We start from the raw sequence: 19809 nt of genomic DNA, 5'->3' as shown, positions 1-19809 counted from the left end.
TTCTAACAGATTGCTGTTGTGACACGCATCATGCACCCGCATGGTGCGTTTTTCTTTTAACGCCCGCCATCTTGCCGCCATAAACCCTGATTTTTACCGCAGAGCAGGGTGGTTTTCATTTCTGGCATGACCCTTGCTTTACCTCTTACGTGTTCGTAGCCATTACCGAATTCTGACTGGAGGGGATCTATGAAGCTGGTTACCGTGGTAATTAAACCATTCAAACTCGAAGACGTTCGCGAAGCGCTGTCTTCCATTGGCATTCAGGGCTTAACGGTGACGGAAGTGAAAGGCTTCGGTCGTCAGAAAGGTCATGCAGAGCTTTATCGCGGCGCGGAATACAGCGTCAACTTCCTGCCGAAAGTAAAAATTGATGTGGCTATCGCCGACGATCAGCTTGATGAGGTTGTCGATGTGATTAGCAAAGCCGCTTACACCGGAAAAATTGGCGACGGTAAGATTTTTGTCGCCGAACTGCAGCGCGTAATCCGTATTCGTACCGGCGAAGCCGACGAAGCGGCGCTGTAATTCCCAGCCAGCACAGTGATAGGGATCGAGATGATGAAAAAAACAATGGTAAAAACGGGGTTGAGCGCACTGGCGCTGCTGCCGGGTCTGGCGATGGCGGCACCGGCGGTGGTCGATAAAGCCGATAACGCCTTTATGATGCTGTGTACCGCACTGGTGCTGTTTATGACCATCCCGGGGATTGCGCTGTTTTACGGCGGCCTGATCCGCGGCAAGAACGTGCTCTCCATGCTGACCCAGGTCGCGGTGACCTTTGCGGTAGTCTGCGTACTGTGGGTGGTTTACGGCTACTCTCTGGCCTTCGGCACCGGCGGCAGCTTCTTCGGCAGCTTCGACTGGGTGATGCTGAAAAATATCAAGATTACTGATCTGATGGGCTCGTTCTATCAGTACATCCACGTGGCATTCCAGGGCTCCTTTGCCTGTATCACCGTGGGCCTGATCGTTGGCGCGCTGGCGGAGCGTATTCGCTTCTCCGCAGTGCTGATTTTCGTGGTGATTTGGCTGACCCTCTCCTACGTGCCGATTGCGCACATGGTCTGGGGCGGCGGTCTGCTGGCGAGCCACGGTGCGCTCGACTTTGCGGGCGGTACAGTGGTGCACATTAACGCCGCGGTGGCAGGCCTGGTGGGTGCTTACCTGATTGGCAAACGCGTGGGCTTTGGCAAAGAAGCGTTCAAACCGCACAACCTGCCGATGGTGTTTATCGGTACCGCGATCCTCTACTTTGGCTGGTTTGGCTTCAACGCCGGTTCCGCAAGTGCGGCGAACGAAATTGCCGGTCTGGCCTTCGTGAACACCGTGGTAGCAACCGCTGCGGCGATCCTTGGCTGGGTATTCGGTGAGTGGGCGCTGCGCGGTAAGCCTTCTCTGCTGGGCGCGTGTTCTGGTGCGATTGCGGGTCTGGTCGGTATCACCCCAGCCTGTGGCTATATCGGGGTCGGCGGTGCGTTGATTCTGGGTATCGTGGTCGGTCTGGCGGGTCTGTGGGGCGTGACCTCTCTGAAACGCTGGCTGCGCGTGGATGACCCATGTGACGTGTTCGGTGTTCACGGCGTGTGCGGCATCATCGGCTGTATCCTGACCGGTATCTTTGCTTCTACGGCGCTGGGCGGCGTGGGTTATGCAGAAGGCGTGACCATGAGCCATCAGGTGCTGGTGCAGCTTGAAAGTATCGCCATCACCATCGTCTGGTCCGGCATCGTAGCCTTCATCGGCTATAAAGTGGCAGATTTAACCGTCGGTCTGCGCGTACCGGAAGACCAGGAGCGCGAAGGTCTGGACGTAAACAGCCACGGCGAGAATGCTTACAACGCCTGATATAGGTAACCCGGGCGAGGCGTTTACGCCGACCCCGGGGAATGCTTCAGACGTTGAAAAACAAAAGATTTATTTTGACCGTTATTTAACCCGCCCTGGTGCGGGTTTCTTGTTTATGCGGTGGCGCCAATGATTTTTGTGATCGTTATCACAATGGTTGCTGGTATGGTGTCTGTAAAACCTTACGAACCGTAAGTAATTACATACGTTTGCGTAAAAGCATTTTACTTAAAACGGCTTTTTATCTTTTACGCTGAGGAGTATTCTTCCACCCCGCCGATGTGATCGGTAAAGATTTGCGGGCAAAGCCAGCTTTACCCGCGCCAGGATGGCACAACACTTCAAGGAACGTTTCAAATGCATAGCAGCACATTATTTATCGATGGTCACAAAGCCCGCGTTAAATACGACCCCATTATTGAAATGTTTCGCGGTGAGTTTTTGAACACCGACCGCAGGGCAACGTTTATCGCCGGAGACGCGAAAGAGTTGAACATTGCCGCCCGCGACGCGTTCGATTGCTACTGCAATAACTGCCGTGCAATCGGCGTTAAGCCGTTCGATAAGAAGAAACGCTTGCCTGGAATTAGCTCCCTGCTGAGCCGTATCATCCATTAATTACCCAGCTGCAACTGTACGCCCGCGTGATATCGCGGGCGTGGTTGATATCACCTAGTTGCGGTTACGCATAACCCCTTCCTGCACTGTCGACGCCACCAGAATACCATCCTGAGTGTAAAACTCGCCGCGTACAAAACCGCGGGCGCTGGAGGCGGAGGTGCTCTCGACGCTGTACAGCAGCCATTCGTTCATATCGAACGGGCGGTGGAACCACATTGAGTGGTCGATGGTCGCAACCTGCATACCGGGTTCGAGGAAGCCCACGCCGTGTGGCTGCAGGGCAACCGGCAGGAAGTTGAAGTCAGAGGCATAGCCGAGCAGGTACTGATGAATATGCAGTGAATCCGGTACGGTGCCGTTGGCGCGCATCCACACCTGACGGCGAGGCTCAGCCACGTGTCCTTTCAGCGGGTTGTGGAACTCCACCGGACGAATTTCCAGCGGCTTATCGCAAAGAAACTTCTCTTTGGCCTGTGGCGGCAGCAGGTGTGCCAGCGAGCGGGCGATGTCGGTTTCGGACGGCAGGCCGTCCGGTGACGGCGCGGCGGGCATGGTTTTTTGATGCTCGTAGCCGGATTCCGGGCCCTGGAAGGAGGCGGTCATATAGAAAATCGGTTTCCCGTTCTGGATAGCCGCCACGCGACGCGCGCTGAAACTGTTGCCATCGCGCAGTACTTCAACGTCATAGACGATAGGCTTCTGGCTGTCGCCCGGGCGCAGGAAGTAGCTGTGGAAGGAGTGCACCAGACGGTCGGCAGGGACGGTCTCTTTTGCCGCATACAGCGCCTGGCCGACAACCTGGCCGCCAAAGACCTGACGCAGCCCCAGATCTTCACTCTGGCCACGGAACAGTCCTTCTTCAATTCTTTCCAGATTTAATAATGTCAGCAGATTAGAAAGCGCTTGGCTCATTGATACCCTCTACAATTTTACGGTCGCAACATCAGGTGAATGCTCTCATTATAACGTAGTTTCGCGAGTGGTCCGATGGGTTCAATTGTCTGAATAATGGGGTGTTTGCAGGTAATCATGTGAATTATATGCCACACTAAAGCGGTTACGTTTGTTAATGCATTGTCACTCAAATGAGAAAACAGCCTCAGAATGGGTGAGCAATAAGGAGAATGCTAATGAAACTCGTGCCGATCTTAAGCGGTTTGGCGATTGCACTGGCCCTGGCGGGCTGTGCGAAGACGCACCAGCAAAGTCAGAATCAGACACCTGCGCCAGAAGCAGCAGCGGCCACTCAGGCCGTGTCGGGACCGAATGTCTCCGGTAACGTGTGGATCCGCCAGAAAGTGGCGCTGCCGCCGGATGCCGTACTGACCGTAACGCTGTCCGATGCGTCGTTGGCCGATGCACCATCGAAAGTGCTGTCGCAGAAAGTGACGCGTACCGAAGGGAAACAGGCGCCGTTTAGCTTTGCCCTGCCGTACAACCCGGCAGATATTCAGCCGAACGCCCGTATCCTGCTGAGCGCGGCGGTGACCATTAACGATAAACTGGTCTTTATTACTGATACCGTGCAGGAAGTGATTAACCACGGCGGCACTAAAGCTGACCTGACGCTGGTTCCCGTGCAGCAAACGCCGGTGCCGGTTCAGGATACCTCGCCGGTTCAGGTTCCATAAACGCGAATGCCCTCTACGTGAGGGCATTTTTTTGCCGTGAATTCAGGGTAGCCCAGGCGAAGCGCTTTAGCGCTGGCCCCGGGATTTTCCCGGCGTCGTTTTGCTCGGCCGGGCTACAGCTGCTAGTAGTTCCAGCGATACTTCTGCATATCAATCTGCCCGCTACCCGACACCTGTACCCCTTCGGAAAGCAATGCCTGGCGTTGACGCTGGAGATCCGGGCCGGTCAGGGATATCACGCCGTGCCGATTCACCACCCGATGCCACGGCAGCGTGGAGCCCTCCGGCAGGCGTTTCAATACGCCGCCGACCTGACGCGCAGCGCGCGGAGAGCCAGCCAGCCGGGCAATATCGCCGTAGGTGGTGACGTAGCCTTCCGGGATGGAAGCGATGATTTGCCAAACGCGCTGAGGGAAAGAGCCAAAATCGTCCATAGTGAGTTCCTTAAAGCAGAACCTTCAGCATAATCAGCCTGATGCCCCCTGTGAAGGGTGGATTGCGCAAGAATCCAGCAGGCAGTAGCGGATAGCTTGCAATTGCCCGTCTCAGCAGTGATAATGCGCCAGCGCGTTGGATAACAACGCTCTCAATGGGGGCCCTGTTGGTTCTCCCGCAACGCTACTCTGTTCACCAGGTCAGGTCCGGAAGGAAGCAGCCAGGGCAGATGACGCGTGTGCCGGGATGTAGCTGGCAGGGCCCCCACCCATTTCTATCGCCGTAAAATCCCCCCCGCTAAGACCAATCTAATCCCTGTATTAATTGTGGCTATTTGTCGTCAACAACCTTTTGCATTCAAATAACATTCATCTGCTTGTAATATTATTGTCATTTATGTGTCATAAATTGCCTTTAGATTAACATTGGGTATTTATATTACCCTTTGTGTTATAAATATATTTCTGGAATGTGCTGTTGGTTTCATGTATTAGTTATTACAGAAATAATACAGAAACCATTTTTGCCGCGCCGCTTTACGGGTTTTGTTAACACAAACTCGCCTACGAGACGGCGCGTCTTTACGGGAAGGGGTTTATATGACAGTCGCAGTGCTTAACGTAAAAATTGATGAAGCGGTAAAAGAGAGACTTCGCCACTTTGCTGAAGTCCACGGCCTGACTTTAGGCGCTGCGGCAGAAAAGCTGCTGCTGCTGGGGTTTGTAGCAGAAGAAGAGGCGGGCGTGTGTGAAGATGACATCGACAGCCAGCATACGGAAGAAGATGTTGCTCCATTCACACCTAAAGAAATCAAAGCATTACGTAAAATCCTGAAGAAGAGAAAATGAAACAGCAAACGTCGATAGCGTGTAACTATAGCGAAGCCTGCGACCTGTTACGTTCAGGCTACGTGAAGCATGTTCTTCTCAACTGGAATGTAGGCAGCGATGAATTCTTTCGTATTGCCTCTGACTGGTGCGATACCGGTGCTAAGATTAAAAAAGAGGGAGAATCTTTCGTTATTTCCCTGAAAGGCTTTCCGATCCCTCCACAGCACTAATATATTCTTTAGCCGCACTTTATAACGTTAAAGAATATAATGTTTCAGGCCGGTTATGTTATTGGGGGCGTTCTCCCCTTGCGCGCGGTTAAATTATTTTCCGCACTTTGTTTGCGCCATGCTGGCCTGCTAACGTTGCCCAAATCGGCTGTAATGTCGAAAAGGCGCGACGCAGAGTTTCATCGTCCAGTGTAAACGGAATGCGTAAATTGCGCTCTCCGCTGCCCGCCAGACCAAATCGTGTTCCCACGCCAAGATGAATCGCGCTGGCTTCCGCTCGTGCAGCAAACCGCGTTGCCATCATTTCCGGCAGCTCAACCCAGAACGACAGTCCTCCCTCCGGCAGCACAAATTTCCACTGCGGAAAGTATTCATGCATTAACGCCGCGCACATATCCCGCCGCGCCGTCAGCAGTCGACGCCGTTCGGGCAGTAGCTGATGCTCATTGTCCAGTAGCCAGCACGTGGCCAGTTGTTCCAGCAGCGGCGAACCTAAATCAAGGGTATCGCGGGTCTGGACCAGTGCCGCAATGGTGCGCGATGAAGCGCGGATCCAACCCAGGCGCAGCCCACCCCAGAAGCTTTTCCCGGTTGAACCTACTGTGATGATCGGCGCATCGCGATTAAATGCGGCCAGCGGCGGTGGCGGCGGGGCGTTGTACCACAAATCCACCATCGTTTCGTCGACGACCAGCGTCGTACAGGTTCGTGCCGCCAGGTCCGCCACTATCTGCCGGGTGGCGCTGTCCATGCACTGGCCGGTAGGATTTTGAAAATCGGGCATCAGATACGCTAGCCGTGGTGCGGTCTGGGCGATAACCGCCGCCAGGCCGTCGGTGTCCCAGCCTTTATCGGGCAATGGTAGCGCCACCGGGCGGCAGGATGCGCCCTCAATAGCGGAAATCGCTAGTGGATAGGTCGGTGTTTCAACCACCACCCGGTCGCCCGGCCCGGTGAGGTTGCGCAGGATCAGCGCCAGCCCGCTGACCGCGCCGTTTACCAGCATAATCTCGTCGGCCCGCGTTGGCAGCCCGCGCGCGCTATAGCGCTGGGCAATGGCTTCGCGCAGGGCGGGGAGTCCCTGCTGATCGTAGCCGGTATTGCTGAGGTAGCTGGGCAGCGCCGCCAGCGCATGGCTGTAGGCCTGATGGATTTCCGCGCCGGCTGCCAGCGCGGCGGTAGACATATCCAGCGTCGGCGAGGTCGGCATGCGTGGCGCGCGCTGGTAGCCTTCGGCGCTGAGTGTGACCGTCGAGCCGCTACCCTGCTTGCTCTGCACATAGCCTTCGTCGCGCAGCTGGGCCAACGCGCTGGCGATGGTGGTACGGCTGACCCCTAGTGCATTGGCAAACTCCCGTTCTCCTGGCAGACGCGTGCCGAGCGGCAGGCGGCCATCGAGAATCAGCAGCCGCAGTGCATCGGTGAGCTGTCGCCACAGCGGCGTCGGGGAGGGGCCGTCCTGCCAGTGGCCCAGCAGACGAACTAATGATTGGGTGGCGGAGCGTCGAATCATGGGAGCAGTCCACTTTTTAAAAACTGGTCATTAATCATAATGCCATTTTTACTGATGATGGAAGCCTCATTCTACAGGCCGAGGTCTCTATGCTACGCCGACTGATTCAGCTCTACATTGGGTTAATACTCTACGGAGTTTCGACCGCCGTCTATGTTCGTGCCAATCTCGGGGCTGACCCGTGGAACGTGTTCCACCTTGGCGTATCCGGGTTAACCTCCCTTGATATTGGGATGGTGATGATCCTCACCGGCGCAGCCGTACTGCTGTTATGGATTCCACTGCGTCAGCGTCCGGGACTCGGCACCATCAGCAACGTTATCGTGCTGGGACTGGCGGCCGATGCCACGCTCTCGCTGATGCCGCCGCTGGAATCGCTCTGGCTTCGCGCTGTGTTGCTGCTGCTGGCGGTGGTGCTAAATGGGATGGCGACCGGTATGTATATCGGTGCCGGTTTTGGCGCCGGGCCGCGCGATGGCCTGATGACCGGCATTCACGCCCGTACCGGTTGGCCAATCCGCCGCATTCGTACCACCATCGAACTCTCGGTACTGGTTATCGGCATGCTGCTGGGTGGCACCTTCGGCGTGGGCACCGTGCTGTATGCGCTGGCGATTGGCCCGTTGATTCAGATTTTCCTGCCGTGGTTCCAGTTGCCTCGTGTGGCGCAGCGTCGCACGGCTGAGGTGGAGCAAGTTTCCTGATTTTACGAAGCGCTCACAGCATGATGTTCGTTTTCCGGTTACACTGCACCTGGTACGCCAGTTAAACGGAAAAGTATGAAAACAATCACGCTGTATGATGTGGCCCGCGTCGCCGGTGTCTCCTACCAGACCGTGTCGCGGGTGATAAACCAGGCCGCGCACGTGTCGCCGCGCACGCGGGAAAAGGTGCAGGCCGCGATGCAGGAACTGCACTATGTTCCCAATCGCGGCGCGCAGCAGTTGGCCGGAAAGGCCACGCGCGCGCTGGGCTTGCTGACCACTGACCTGGCGCTGCACGCGCCTTCGCAAATTGCCTCGGCGGTGAAACGCCGTGCTGGAGAAGTGGGCTTTTCCGTGCTGATTTCGATGGTGGAAAGCCACGACCGGGAAGCCTGCTTCAACGCCTTGCAGGAGCTTCAGGCGCAGCGTGTGGAAGGGCTGCTGGTGAATGTGCCGCTGGAGCGTGAGGATGCGCAAGCGCTGGCCGCCGCTTCGCCGGTGCCGATACTGTTTCTCGACGTGGGGCGTGATGCCGAGGTGAATAGCCTCGTGTTTGACGCCGAGCAGGGCGCTCGCCTTGGCGTTGAACATCTGCTCGCGCTGGGGCATCGACAGATTGCGCTGTTGGCAGGCCCGCAAAGCTCTGTCTCCGCCCGTGCCCGACTCGCGGGCTGGCAGCATGCCTTACAACAGGCAGCGGTACAGCCGGTTTCCGTGGCCTATGGCGACTGGAGCGCGGCCTCTGGCTATGAAAAAGCGCACCTTTTACTGAGTGAAAAACCCTACCCTGATGCACTGCTGGTGGCCAACGATCAGATGGCATTGGGCGCGCTGCACGCCTGCGCAGAGAAAGGCATTCGCGTGCCGGGTCAGCTATCGGTAGTGGGTTATGACGATACCACCGACAGCGCCTGGTTTACGCCGCCGCTGACCACCATCCGCCAGCGCTTTAAAGAGGCCGGACGAATGAGCGTGGATTGGCTTATTGCGCAGGAGGGCAGCGTACCGGCACAGAGCCAGACTTGCCTGGAGGTTGAGCTGATTGCCCGCAGTTCCAGTGCCGAACGGCAACCGGAGAGTCTTCAGGATGACGATCTGGCGCATTGCTTGCAGGAGCTAGCGACCCGGATAGCCAGACGATCGCGCGAATTGTGATCTGACTCGCTTACTCTCGATCCGATCCTTTACCTCGTGGTGAGATCCGTGCACTCTCATTAAAAATTGTGAGCGCTTCGCAACGAGGTTTCCATGCCACATTCTTCTCTGACGCTGTCTGCTTTACTCTCCCGCCGTGACTGGGAAAATCCCCAGCTTACCCAGTGGCACCGACTGCCCGCCCACGCGCCGTTTAACAGTTGGCGTGAAGCGAGCGCAGCGCGGCTGGATAGCGCATCGGCCTCGCGCCTGTCGTTAAACGGTAACTGGCGCTTCAACTTCTTTTCTGCCCCCGAAGCCGTACCGGAGGGGTGGGTTGAGCAGGATCTTCACGATGCTGTCGCCATGCCGGTGCCGTCTAACTGGCAGATGCACGGTTTTGATACGCCTATCTACACCAACGTGACGTATCCGATTCCGGTGACGCCGCCACAGGTGCCCGTAGAGAACCCGACGGGCTGCTACTCATACACCTTTACCGTAGAAGATGAATGGCTGACGCAGGGACAAACGCGGATTATTTTTGACGGCGTGAACTCGGCATTTCATCTGTGGTGCAATGGTCAGTGGATGGGCTACTCCCAGGATAGCCGCCTGCCCGCCGAGTTTGACCTGAGTGCAGTGCTGAAACCTGGCGAGAACCGGCTGGCGGTGATGGTGCTGCGCTGGTGCGATGGCAGCTACCTGGAAGATCAGGATATGTGGCGCATGAGCGGTATTTTCCGCGATGTGACGTTGCTGCATAAACCGGCAACCCGCATTGCCGACTATCAGGTTACGCCTCGGCTGTCTGAGCGCTTTACCTTCGGTGAACTGGATATTCAGGTGACCGTCGAAGGCTCTGCCGCCGCAGCGACCCACGTGGAAGCCGTACTGTGGTGGGGTGACAACGCCGTTGCCAGCCTGCAACAGGCCGTGGGCATTCCGTTTGTGGATGAACGCGGCGGCTGGGCAGAGCGCCTGAAGGTGACGCTGCCGCTGGAGCAGCCCGCGTTATGGAGCGCCGAAACGCCAAACCTTTACCGGCTGGTGCTCACGCTGCGTGATGCCGACGGTAAGCCGCTGGAGTCGGAAGCCTGCGATGTTGGTTTCCGCCAGGTGGCGATAGAGGGCGGGTTGCTGAAACTGAACGGTAAACCGCTGCTGATCCGCGGCGTTAACCGTCATGAACATCACCCGGAAACCGGGCAGGCGGTGGATGAAGCCACTATGCGCCGCGATATTGAGCTGATGAAGCAGCACAACTTTAACGCCGTGCGCTGCTCCCACTATCCGAACCATCCGCTGTGGTACCGCCTGTGCGACCACTACGGGCTGTACGTAGTGGATGAAGCCAATATTGAAACCCATGGCATGGTACCGATGAGCCGCCTGGCGGACGACCCGCGCTGGCTACCGGCGATGAGCGAGCGCGTGACCCGAATGGTTGCGCGCGACCGTAACCATCCCTCCATTATCATCTGGTCGCTGGGCAACGAATCCGGGCACGGTGCGAATCACGACGCACTCTACCGCTGGATAAAAACCGCCGATCCGTCACGCCCGGTGCAGTATGAGGGCGGCGGCGCGAATACGGCGGCGACGGATATTGTCTGCCCGATGTACGCTCGCGTCGATGCCGATCAGCCGCACCCGACGGTGCCGAAGTGGAGCATCAAAAAGTGGATTGCGCTGCCGGAAGAGACGCGTCCGCTGATCCTCTGCGAGTACGCTCACGCGATGGGCAACAGCTTTGGCGGTTTTGCGAAATACTGGCAGGCTTTTCGCGACAACCCACGCCTGCAGGGCGGCTTTGTCTGGGACTGGGTTGACCAGGCGTTAAGCAAAACCAATGAACAGGGCGAGCGCTTTTGGGCCTACGGCGGCGATTTTGGCGATACGCCAAACGATCGTCAGTTCTGTATGAATGGCCTGGTATTCCCGGATCGTACGCCGCATCCAGCGCTGTTTGAGGCGCAAAGGGCACAGCAGTTCTTCCAGTTCAGATTGGTGGGGCGCGCGCCGCTGGAAATAGAAGTGAGCAGTGAATTCCTGTTCCGTAGCACGGATAACGAGCGTCTGCGCTGGTCGATTACCGTTGATGGCAAAACGCTGACGCAGGGCGAGGAAGCGCTTGATATCGCTCCGCAGGGGCAGCAACGAATCGTGCTGCCGTTCACCGATAGCGCCGCGCTCAGCGAAAATAGCTGGCTTAACGTTGAGGTATATCAGCCGCAGGCGACCGGGTGGTCGGCGGCTAACCATCTGTGCGCCTGGGATCAGTGGCTGCTGCCGACCGCGCTGTCGCTGCCGGTACGACAAGAGACAGGCACCGCCCCGCAGCTGCACGTTGAGGCGCAGGCGTTTGTTATCACCCACGGCAGTCAGCGTTGGCAGTTTAGCCGTGAGAGTGGCGATCTGACGCAGTGGTGGCGCAACGACAAACCGGAGCTGCTGACGCCGCTGCGCGATAATTTCACCCGCGCGCCGCTGGATAACGATATCGGCGTGAGTGAAGTGACCCGCATTGACCCGAACGCATGGGTAGAGCGCTGGAAGGCGGCGGGGATGTACGCCATGACGCCGCGGCTGTTACTGTGCCGGGCCGCGTCGCAGGAACAGGGCGTTGAGGTCGAGACGCAGCAGAGCTGGGAATATCAGGGGAAAATTCTGTTTATCAGCCACAAACGCTGGCGCATTGACGATTACGGCGTGCTGAATGGCGATGTGACGGTGCAGGTGGCGGAAGATATTCCGCACCCGGCGCGAATTGGTCTGCATTGCCAGTTGGCCGCCGTGGAAGAACAGGTGAGCTGGCTGGGGTTGGGGCCGCATGAAAACTATCCAGACCGTCGTCTGGCGGCGCGCCAGGGATTGTGGACTCTTCCACTGTCGGCGCTGCATACGCCGTATATCTTCCCGACGGAAAATGGGCTGCGCTGCGACACCCGACAGCTGGAATATGGCGCGCACTGCTGGCGCGGGGAGTTCCACTTTGGCCTCAGCCGCTACAGCCAGCGTCAGTTGCATGAAACCACCCATCACCATCTGCTGCACGAGGAGCCGGGCTGCTGGCTGAACCTCGATGCCTTCCATATGGGCGTGGGCGGCGATGACTCCTGGAGCCCGAGCGTGGGGCCAGAGTTTTTACTGCCTTCCCGCCGGGTTCGCTACCAGTTTAGCTGGCAGCTAGCCTAAGTTCTGCACACGGCATCAGATCAGTGCGCTGATGCCGTGTCCCATCATGTAAAGCCCCACCAGAATAATCAGTGCGCCGGAGAACCACGGCGCTTTTCGCGATAGCTCCCCAAACCCGCTCCAGCGTTTGCTCACATGCTTCAGGCCAATGGCGGCAATGGCCCCGGAGGCGACCAGCGTGAGCGCCAGCCCGGCGCTAAAGCTCAGCACCAGCGTAGCCCCCAGCGCCACATGTTTAAGCTGCAGGCAGATAAGCAGAATGGTAATCGAGGCCGGGCAGGGGATGAGCCCGCCGGTCAGGCCGAACACCACAATTTGCCCGGTGGTGACTTCCTGGCCTTTGAAGCGGCGATTGATCTCTTCGGCGTGGGCGCGCTGGTGGGCATCCTGCCAGTCGGCTTCCACCAGATCGTGGTGATGATCCTGGCCATGATGATGTTCATGTTCATGATCGTGGTGGTGGTGGTGATCATGGTCGTGATGATGATCGTGCGCCCCGCGCGACTCACGCCAGGTGCGCCATAGCATCCACAGCGCGATAACAATAATAATTATCCCGGAAAGCAGCTGAAACCACGGCTCGGCGGTTTGTGCATCCCACCCGCGACCAAACCACATCCCGGCCATGGCGATGACCCACACCACCACCGTGTGCGACAGCGTCGCCGCCAACCCCAGTAATATCGCCTGTTTTAGCGTACCGCGGATCGCCACGATAAACGCCGCCATCATGGTTTTGGAATGGCCTGGCTCCAGGCCGTGTAGCGCCCCAAGCAGAATGGCACCGGGGATAAAGAACCAGGCATTGCCCTGTTGTAAGAGTGTCGTGAAGTCGTTCATCGCGAAGGATCCTTGCAAAAAAGTGAAATCACTATACTCCCACCCAGTATTATAATACTACCCCCTAGTATAAAAATGCGCAGTCAGAGCCGCGCGTGGTATGCTTGCGCAGGAGTTAAGAACAGGATCCCGGCCATGTCACATACCGTTCGTCACAAGAAGATGTTATTGACGCGTCTGAAGAAAATTCAGGGGCAGAGCGTTGCGCTTGAGAAAATGCTCAATCGCGAGCACGAGTGTGCGGAGGTGCTACAGCAGCTGGCGGCGATTCGCGGCGCGGTTAACGGCATGATGCTGCAGGTGATTCAGGGCCATCTGACCGATCACGTGGTCAAAGAGCCCGAAGAGGGTCAGCGCGAAGCCGACCTCGAGGTGGTGATGCAGGTGATTAAGTCCTATCTGAAGTAGCGTGCGCCCGCAGGTTGCTTTCCGCCCAGAGAATAAACGCCTCTTTCGGCAGGGCCTTGCTGTAAAGCCAGCCCTGTCCAAACTGCACGCCGTGCTCGCGCAGCCACTTCTCCTGGCAGGGACTCTCAATCCCTTCCGCCACTACGTTCAGCTGCAGGGTTTTTGCCATTTCAATGATGTATGGCGTTACCTGCGCGTACTCCAGCGCATCAACGAAGGATTTATCTAGTTTTAAGGTATCGACCTCAAGGTCCTGCAGGTAGCGCAGGCTGGAGTAGCCGGTGCCGAAGTCGTCGATATAGATGGCGTGCCCGGCTTTACGGTAAGCGGTCATCGCCGGCAGCGTGGTTTTCGGGTCAGCAAAGCCGCGCTCGGTTAATTCAAGGGCAATTTGCTGCGGCTGCACGTGCCAGATGCGCATCTGCTGGTGCAACAGCGTTTGCAGTACGACAGAGTGGAAATCGGCGACGGAGAGGTTGATGGAGACATGCTGATCCGGATGCAGGCTGAGCCATTTACCGAGATCGCGGAAAACGGATTTCACCACGTTTTCCGTCAGGTTGGTGATGAGCCCGGTCTGCTCGGCAAGTGGAATAAAAATCTCCGGCGACAGGTAGCTGCCGTCCGGCTGCTTCCAGCGTGCCAGCGCTTCACATCCCACCACTTTGCCATCGGTAAGCGACACGATGGGCTGGTAGTAGACGGTAATCGCGGCATTGTTCAGCGCATCAAGCATACGCTGGCGTGGCGACTGCAAACGGCGCAGCACCTGGAAAATCAACCAGCTTGCCAGCAGGCTCATGAGTATACCGACCGGCAACCACAGCATCAGCTGGTGACGCAGGCGTTCTGACAACGGTAGAGTCGAAGACCAGGTCATGATCGACACCTGCAGATCGGGATACTGGCGTACCGTATAAACGATATTGTCTTTGGTCAGCGTTTCCAGATGCTGTAGCTGAATTTGCTGCCAGGCCTGCTGATCCAGCGGCGCGCTGCTGGCGAGCACCCGGCTGTTATGGGTGCTGATAAGCGCCACCTGGGTTTTTGAGTTGCTGAACGGGATAACGTCGATAAACGAGACGGGGTCGATAATCACCATATGGTGATCGGAAGCTAAGGCGGCCATATAGCGGCGGATACCGAGATCGTTGCGTTCGGTGTACCAGGCGCGATAGCCGGATGGGATGATGCGATCCGGCTCCGGGAAGGTGAACGGCTTACCGCTGTTCTCGAGCGAGGAGCACCTGGCTGTCAGCCCATCGAGATAGAGCACTTCCTGAATATAGCGCCACGAGTAGGAGAGACGGCGCATCTCCTGGAGATGCGCAGGGCTGCAGCCCGCATCCTTCAGAGCATCCATCTGCAGTAGTGCCCCTTTGGCCTGGTCCATGACCTGCTCGGTACGTATGAGGACCCGCGACGCGTAGGTTTCCTGCTCGGTGATAAATTGCCGATGCGCTTCCCGCTGGGCAAGCCAGACGCTCAGCAAAATAGGCAGGAGTATCGCTATAATCAGTACGCCGGTTATCAGACCGATCAGGTGTCGAGTTGTCACTGCCAGTCCTTTTCCGGGGCTAAGTAGTGCAAGTATACCCGACATTTCCTACGCTTATTACGCGAAATCGTCCCCCCTGCCAGAATTAGCGCGGATTCAGCGGCGATGCGCCAGCGCGCGAACCAGGTGGTCACCGCCCATCTGCACGCCCTGCACCATCAGTACCAAAATGAGCACCGTGCCGATCATTATCTGATCATTAAACCGTTGATAGCCGTAGCGAATCGCTAAATCACCCAGCCCGCCGCCGCCGATGACGCCCGCCATCGACGAAAAGCCAATCAGCATGACGATAGTCAGCGTGGTGCCTGCCAGCAGCGCCGGGAGCGCTTCGGGCAGCAGCGCTTTGCTTACCACATGCCAGGCGTTACCGCCCATCGACAGCACTGCTTCAATGCGCCCGTAGTCCACCTCATCCAGCGCGCTTTCGGTCAGGCGAGCAAAGAAAGGAAACGCCCCGATGGTAATCGGCACAATGGCTGCCGTGCTACCGAGCGTGGTGCCAACCAGCAGACGGGTGAAGGGGATAAGGGCAATCAGCAGCACAATAAACGGCAGCGAGCGCCCGGTGTTGATAATCGCCCCCAGCACCGCATTCAGGCGCGGCATGGGGACAATCCCCTGGCGGCGGGAGAGAAACAGCAGCACGCCCAGCGGCAGGCCGATTAAGACGGTAAACAGGGTGGCGAATCCCACCATGTAAAGCGTATCCAGCGTGCCGCCGACCAGCAGCGGCCATAAATCTTCCCAGCTCATGCGACTATGCATAGGTGTCTCCCTTCAATGCCGTGGCGGGCGAGGAAGCGGCGTTCTTCATCGCCGTCTCCCAGTAAAATGTCCCGCAGGCGTGACCAGGGGGAAGCCAGCAGGTCGGCGATTTTCCCGCTCTCCTGCAATTCCCCACCTTCCAGCAGCGCCGCGTGATCGCAAAGGTTCTTGACCACTTCAAGCTGATGGGTGATCAGTACAATGGTCAGCCCCAGCTGGCGGTTTATCGTCTCCAGCAGCGCCAGTACGCTGGCGGTGGTTTCGGCATCCAGCGCGCTGGTGGCTTCATCGCACAGCAACACATCGGGTTCAGCGGCCAGCGCGCGGGCAATGCCTACGCGCTGCTTTTGTCCGCCGGAAAGCTGGGAGGGGAAGGCGTCGGCTTTATCGCCAAGCCCGACCAGTTCGAGCAGTTCGGTCACGCGCTGCTGACGCTGCGCTTTCGGGACGCCGGCTATCTCCAGCGGCACGGCGACGTTGTCGGCTACACTTCGGGCGTGCAGCAGATTGAAGTGCTGAAAAATCATGCCGGTGCGCAGACGATGGCCGCGGAGCTGCGCCTTATCGTACTGCACGATATTTTCCCCGTTGAACAGGATACGGCCCGCGCTGGGCCGCTCCAGTAAGTTCAGACAGCGAATCAGGGTGCTTTTACCCGCGCCGCTCCGCCCAAGAATGCCGTAAATGGCGCCTTTGGGAACGGTAAACGAAACGTCGTTGAGTGCCGGGTGGCCGCTTCCGGCATACTGCTTGCTCAGCCCTTCGATGACGATCATGACTGCGGTGCGCTAACCGGGATCACCGAGCCGTTATAGTGCTGGCGAATAAATTCTGCGACCTGCGGCGAAGTCAGATCTTTTGCCAGTTGTTTGATGCGCGGATCGTTGGCCAGCTGCGGGGTGGTGACCAGAATATTGGCGTACGGGTTATGCGTGGCGCTCTCCAGCCCCAGCGAATCTTTGGCCGGGTTGAGCCCTGCTTCCAGCGCGTAGTTGCCGTTGATCACCGCCAGGTCGACGTCGTCCAGCGAGCGTGGGATCTGCGGGGATTCCACCTCGAGGATCTTCAGCTTATGCGGGTTTTCGGCGATATCTTTTGGCGTGGCAAGCGTTGTCGCCGGGTCGGTAAACTTCGCCGCCAGCTTAATCAGCCCTTTGCTCTGCAGCAGGAACAGCGCGCGGCTCAGGTTGGTGGTGTTATTCGGCACCGCCACGGTGGCCCCTTCCGGCAGCGATTGCAGATCTTTATGTTTATGCGAATAGATGCCCAGCGGCTCGATATGTACCGTGGCGGCAACAGCAAAGGTTTTGCCCAGCGCTTTTTCCTGGTCTTTCAGGTACGGCACGTGCTGAAAGTAGTTGGCATCGACGTCGCCGTTGGCCAGCAGTTCGTTGGCGTTAACGCCGCTGGTCAGTTCGACAATTTTCAGATCCAGCTTCGGATCCTGCTTTTTAATAAAGTTGAGAATTTCCGCGTGCGGCACCGGGTCAGCGGCGATACGCAGCGGCGCGGCAGACGCGCTCCAGGCCAGAGAAAGAGACAGTGCAACCCCTGCCAGTTTGAATGCGGCATGTTTCATGGTGTGTTCCTTGTTTTAATGGTTATCAGGCAATCAGCTGTTCACTGCGCGCGCGCAGTACATCGCGGTAATAGCGTTCCGCCACGTCCGGGTGGGAGCGTAGGCGGCCTTTTAGATAGTTCCAGCCTACGTCGCGCAGCAGTGGATTCTGCGGGTCGCTTTGCGGGCCGTTGGCTTCTCGCGCCAGTGATTCGGGCAGGGAGTAAACCGGCACCACGGCGTCCAACTGTGCGCCTAAGAAGAAGGCGATGGAGAGGCGCTGCTTGTTGGCTGGCGGTGAGATCACGCGGTGAACGGTGGCGCGCAGGTAGCCGTTGGTTGCCAGCTCAAGCAGCTCGCCAATATTGACCACAAAGCTGCCGGGCAGCGGTTTGGCGTCAATCCACTGGCCGTCGCTGACCTCCACCTGCAGCCCTTGCTGATCGTCCTGCAACAGGAAGCTCAGGAAGCCGGAGTCTTTATGGGCTCCCACGCCCTGGGTGCTGTTTTGCGTCTCCTGCTGGCCGGGATAGCGGATCAGCTTAATATGTTCGTTGGGCTTTTGGCCGTACAGGGTGTCAAACGCCTCGGGCGGTAGCTGGAGCGCCTCAGCAAAGGCGCGCAGCAGCGTCATCGCCATCTCGGTCATTGACCGCTGCCACTGCAGCAGGACCGGGCGCAGGGAAGGCAGCGCTTCAGGCCACAGGTTAGGGCCCTGTAGCTGAAGCCAGCGCGGGTCGTGCTCTCGCAGCGAAACGGCCTGACGCTCGGCCCCAATATCAAACTGTTCCCGCCAGTCCGGCTGGCCGCGCGTCAGTTCGGCTGCGCTGCGGTTGTAGCCGCGAAAGTGCGGGGAGTGAATCATCGCCACCTGCTGTTTTTGTTCGTCGGACAGGGCGAAGAAGCGGCGTGATTCCGACTGCAGCGACTGCTGCAGGGCATCGTTGATACCGTGATCGGTCAGGTAGAAAAAGCCGACGTCGCGGGCGGCGTGGCGAAGCGCTAGCAGAAACTCAGCGCGTTCAGACGGCTGGTGGTAGCGCGCCAGGCTGAGAATAGGCAGGGTGGTCAGACTCATTGAACTCTCCATTTTGCAGATGAATGCCGTAATGTTGGGGTGGTGCAAATGCGGGATGACAACAACAGCGCTGCATGGGATATCTCCGTCGGGTTGATAACGACAGCCTGCCTGATGGCGAAGGGCGCGACCAATAACGTTATTTTCTAATTTATGACGGAGTGGGGGTCTGAGCTTTTGCGAAAATTAGCTAAAGCGCACGGCGGCAGGCCGTGCGCGGAAGGCTGGGGATTAATGCTGGTTAGGGGCGGCAATATCGGCGCTGATGCGCAGGCCGTGTTCGTCGAAGATCATGCAGTGCTGCGGGTCGAAGGCGAGATCAATTTGCTGCCACGGGCGGAAATGGACATCCCCCGGCAGCAGGATTTTCACGTTGTCGTGGCCGTAGCACTGACCGAACAGATAGGTGTTGTTGCCAAGACGCTCAACCACTTCACAGTTAAAGGCCAGTACCGTACCGCGGCGGGTATCGGTAGAGAGGTGTTCCGGGCGAATACCTAGGGTCACGGTGGCACCCGGGGTGAGCGGGGCGGTCTCTATCGCCAGGGTCAGCGTATGCTGCTGAGCCAGGTTCACGGTCAAGGAACCTGGCTGCCACTCGGCGACGGTGGCCGGCAGGAAGTTCATTTTCGGTGAGCCGATAAACCCGGCGACGAATTTGTTGATCGGGTTGTAGTAGAGATCCATCGGTGAGCCCATTTGCTCCACCTTACCGTAGTTCATCACCACGATTTTATCGGCCAGCGTCATCGCTTCGACCTGATCGTGGGTAACATACACCATGGTGGTTTTCAGCTCCTGGTGCAGGCGCGCAATGTGCAGGCGCATATCCACGCGCAGTTCGGCATCGAGGTTTGACAGCGGTTCATCGAACATAAAGACGCGCGGGTTACGCACAATGGCGCGGCCAATAGCCACACGCTGACGCTGGCCGCCGGAAAGCTGCTTTGGCTTGCGGTCCAGCAGGTGCGAAAGCTGCAGCGTTTTGGCCACCATCTCTACCTGTCGGCGGATCTCCTCTTTCGGCACTTTGTTGACCTTCAGGCCGTAGCCCATGTTCTCCGCAACCGTCATATGTGGGTAGAGCGCATACGACTGGAACACCATCGCCACGCCGCGATGGGACGGCGCAACATCGTTCATTACCTCGTCACCAATCAGCACTTCGCCGTCGCTGACCTCTTCCAGCCCGGCAATCATGCGTAGCAGCGTCGACTTACCGCAGCCGGATGGGCCAACAAACACGGCAAACTCGCCGTCTTCAATATCGAGATTGACATTATGCAGCGTGACGGTGCTGCCAAAGCGTTTCGTGACATTCCTCAGTCGGATATTAGACATCGACGTTCCCCGAAGTTATTAACCTTTGCCTGCCGTTGGGATGAGGGCCGCTGAATGTCATTTGTGTATTACGTATGACAATTTGGCTAAGCGATGCTCAACAGCGTGAAAATC

At 57.7% G+C, this 19809-nt stretch carries 20 protein-coding genes and 1 other RNA gene; 11 read left to right on the top strand and 10 right to left on the bottom strand.

The annotated features are described in order from the left end of the window. Nucleotides 1-189 precede the first annotated feature (189 nt). From glnK to FHC49_RS03215, 3 genes are all read left to right on the top strand, one after another. Complete coding sequence (gene glnK, locus FHC49_RS03225; RefSeq protein ID WP_004858743.1) at nt 190-528, top strand: P-II family nitrogen regulator; 339 nt, start codon at nt 190-192, stop codon at nt 526-528. A 33-nt stretch (nt 529-561) separates the two neighbouring features. Then, nucleotides 562-1848 (top strand): ammonium transporter AmtB, encoded by a 1287-nt coding sequence (amtB, locus tag FHC49_RS03220; RefSeq protein ID WP_185667316.1) that lies wholly within the window; start codon nt 562-564, stop codon nt 1846-1848. A 357-nt stretch (nt 1849-2205) separates the two neighbouring features. Beyond that, nucleotides 2206-2466: a hypothetical protein gene (locus tag FHC49_RS03215; protein ID WP_220438653.1), complete on the top strand. Its 261-nt coding sequence runs from the start codon at nt 2206-2208 to the stop codon at nt 2464-2466. Between the two features lie 54 nt (nt 2467-2520). On the opposite strand, the gene tesB is transcribed toward FHC49_RS03215, so the two are convergent. Further along, nucleotides 2521-3381, bottom strand: coding sequence for an acyl-CoA thioesterase II (tesB, locus tag FHC49_RS03210; RefSeq protein ID WP_185667134.1), 861 nt, complete (start codon nt 3379-3381; stop codon nt 2521-2523). A 218-nt stretch (nt 3382-3599) separates the two neighbouring features. On the opposite strand from tesB, the gene FHC49_RS03205 reads away from it, so the two are divergent. Beyond that, a complete protein-coding gene (locus tag FHC49_RS03205; protein ID WP_185667133.1) occupies nt 3600-4100 on the top strand; it encodes a YbaY family lipoprotein in 501 nt (166 codons plus the stop codon). A gap of 122 nt (nt 4101-4222) precedes the next feature. Here the strand turns inward: FHC49_RS03205 and FHC49_RS03200 are convergent, their stop codons facing one another. Next, nucleotides 4223-4534 (bottom strand): MGMT family protein, encoded by a 312-nt coding sequence (locus FHC49_RS03200; RefSeq protein WP_185667132.1) that lies wholly within the window; start codon nt 4532-4534, stop codon nt 4223-4225. A gap of 165 nt (nt 4535-4699) precedes the next feature. Here FHC49_RS03200 and ffs point away from each other — a divergent pair. The 3 genes from ffs (at nt 4700) to FHC49_RS03185 (ending at nt 5595) form a co-directional block, all read left to right on the top strand. After that, nucleotides 4700-4796: signal recognition particle sRNA small type (ffs, locus tag FHC49_RS03195), an RNA gene on the top strand. 338 nt (nt 4797-5134) lie between these two features. Beyond that, nucleotides 5135-5383, top strand: a complete 249-nt coding sequence (locus FHC49_RS03190) for a hypothetical protein (protein ID WP_185667131.1) — start codon at nt 5135-5137, stop codon at nt 5381-5383. Further along, nucleotides 5380-5595: a hypothetical protein gene (locus FHC49_RS03185; protein ID WP_035895186.1), complete on the top strand. Its 216-nt coding sequence runs from the start codon at nt 5380-5382 to the stop codon at nt 5593-5595. The genes FHC49_RS03190 and FHC49_RS03185 overlap by 4 nt, the downstream gene beginning before the upstream one ends. Before the next feature lie 88 nt (nt 5596-5683). Here the strand turns inward: FHC49_RS03185 and FHC49_RS03180 are convergent, their stop codons facing one another. After that, the gene (locus FHC49_RS03180) at nt 5684-7108 is read right to left on the bottom strand and encodes a PLP-dependent aminotransferase family protein (RefSeq protein WP_220438651.1); all 1425 of its coding nucleotides are present in this window, start codon (nt 7106-7108) and stop codon (nt 5684-5686) included. An 89-nt stretch (nt 7109-7197) separates the two neighbouring features. On the opposite strand from FHC49_RS03180, the gene FHC49_RS03175 reads away from it, so the two are divergent. The 3 genes from FHC49_RS03175 to FHC49_RS03165 all read left to right on the top strand — a co-directional run bounded on the left by FHC49_RS03175 (nt 7198) and on the right by FHC49_RS03165 (nt 12144). Then, nucleotides 7198-7812: a YitT family protein gene (locus tag FHC49_RS03175; protein ID WP_185667129.1), complete on the top strand. Its 615-nt coding sequence runs from the start codon at nt 7198-7200 to the stop codon at nt 7810-7812. A 75-nt stretch (nt 7813-7887) separates the two neighbouring features. Beyond that, nucleotides 7888-8967, top strand: coding sequence for a LacI family DNA-binding transcriptional regulator (locus FHC49_RS03170; RefSeq protein WP_220438649.1), 1080 nt, complete (start codon nt 7888-7890; stop codon nt 8965-8967). A gap of 93 nt (nt 8968-9060) precedes the next feature. After that, the gene (locus tag FHC49_RS03165) at nt 9061-12144 is read left to right on the top strand and encodes a beta-galactosidase (RefSeq protein WP_220438648.1); all 3084 of its coding nucleotides are present in this window, start codon (nt 9061-9063) and stop codon (nt 12142-12144) included. A gap of 15 nt (nt 12145-12159) precedes the next feature. Here FHC49_RS03165 and FHC49_RS03160 read toward each other — a convergent pair whose 3' ends face one another. Next, a complete protein-coding gene (locus FHC49_RS03160; protein WP_220438646.1) occupies nt 12160-12984 on the bottom strand; it encodes a nickel/cobalt efflux protein RcnA in 825 nt (274 codons plus the stop codon). A 135-nt stretch (nt 12985-13119) separates the two neighbouring features. Here FHC49_RS03160 and FHC49_RS03155 point away from each other — a divergent pair, with 135 nt between their 5' ends. Next, nucleotides 13120-13392, top strand: coding sequence for a metal-sensing transcriptional repressor (locus FHC49_RS03155; protein WP_185667125.1), 273 nt, complete (start codon nt 13120-13122; stop codon nt 13390-13392). On the opposite strand, the gene FHC49_RS03150 is transcribed toward FHC49_RS03155, so the two are convergent. From FHC49_RS03150 to FHC49_RS03125, 6 genes are all read right to left on the bottom strand, one after another. Next, nucleotides 13373-14950, bottom strand: coding sequence for an EAL domain-containing protein (locus FHC49_RS03150; protein WP_220438644.1), 1578 nt, complete (start codon nt 14948-14950; stop codon nt 13373-13375). The two genes, FHC49_RS03155 and FHC49_RS03150, sit on opposite strands and share 20 nt — an antisense overlap. Nucleotides 14951-15046: 96 nt before the next feature. Next, nucleotides 15047-15706 carry a methionine ABC transporter permease gene (locus FHC49_RS03145; protein ID WP_220438683.1) on the bottom strand — a complete coding sequence of 220 codons (660 nt, stop codon included), beginning with the start codon at nt 15704-15706 and terminating at the stop codon, nt 15047-15049. Next, nucleotides 15703-16494, bottom strand: coding sequence for a methionine ABC transporter ATP-binding protein (locus tag FHC49_RS03140; protein ID WP_220438642.1), 792 nt, complete (start codon nt 16492-16494; stop codon nt 15703-15705). Before FHC49_RS03140 ends, FHC49_RS03145 begins: the two co-directional genes overlap by 4 nt. Further along, the gene (locus FHC49_RS03135) at nt 16491-17297 is read right to left on the bottom strand and encodes a MetQ/NlpA family ABC transporter substrate-binding protein (protein ID WP_220438641.1); all 807 of its coding nucleotides are present in this window, start codon (nt 17295-17297) and stop codon (nt 16491-16493) included. The genes FHC49_RS03140 and FHC49_RS03135 overlap by 4 nt, the downstream gene beginning before the upstream one ends. 25 nt (nt 17298-17322) lie before the next feature. After that, on the bottom strand, nt 17323-18354 hold the full coding sequence (locus FHC49_RS03130) for an isopenicillin N synthase family oxygenase (RefSeq protein ID WP_185667121.1): 1032 nt from the start codon (nt 18352-18354) through the stop codon (nt 17323-17325). 231 nt (nt 18355-18585) lie between these two features. After that, on the bottom strand, nt 18586-19695 hold the full coding sequence (locus FHC49_RS03125) for an ABC transporter ATP-binding protein (RefSeq protein ID WP_185667120.1): 1110 nt from the start codon (nt 19693-19695) through the stop codon (nt 18586-18588). Nucleotides 19696-19809 lie beyond the last annotated feature (114 nt).

Source organism: Kluyvera sp. EC_51, from assembly GCF_019584505.1.
Lineage (GTDB): Bacteria > Pseudomonadota > Gammaproteobacteria > Enterobacterales > Enterobacteriaceae > Kluyvera > Kluyvera sichuanensis.
Note: the sequence above shows the minus strand (reverse complement) of the source record. Positions and strands in the feature narration are given on the sequence as shown.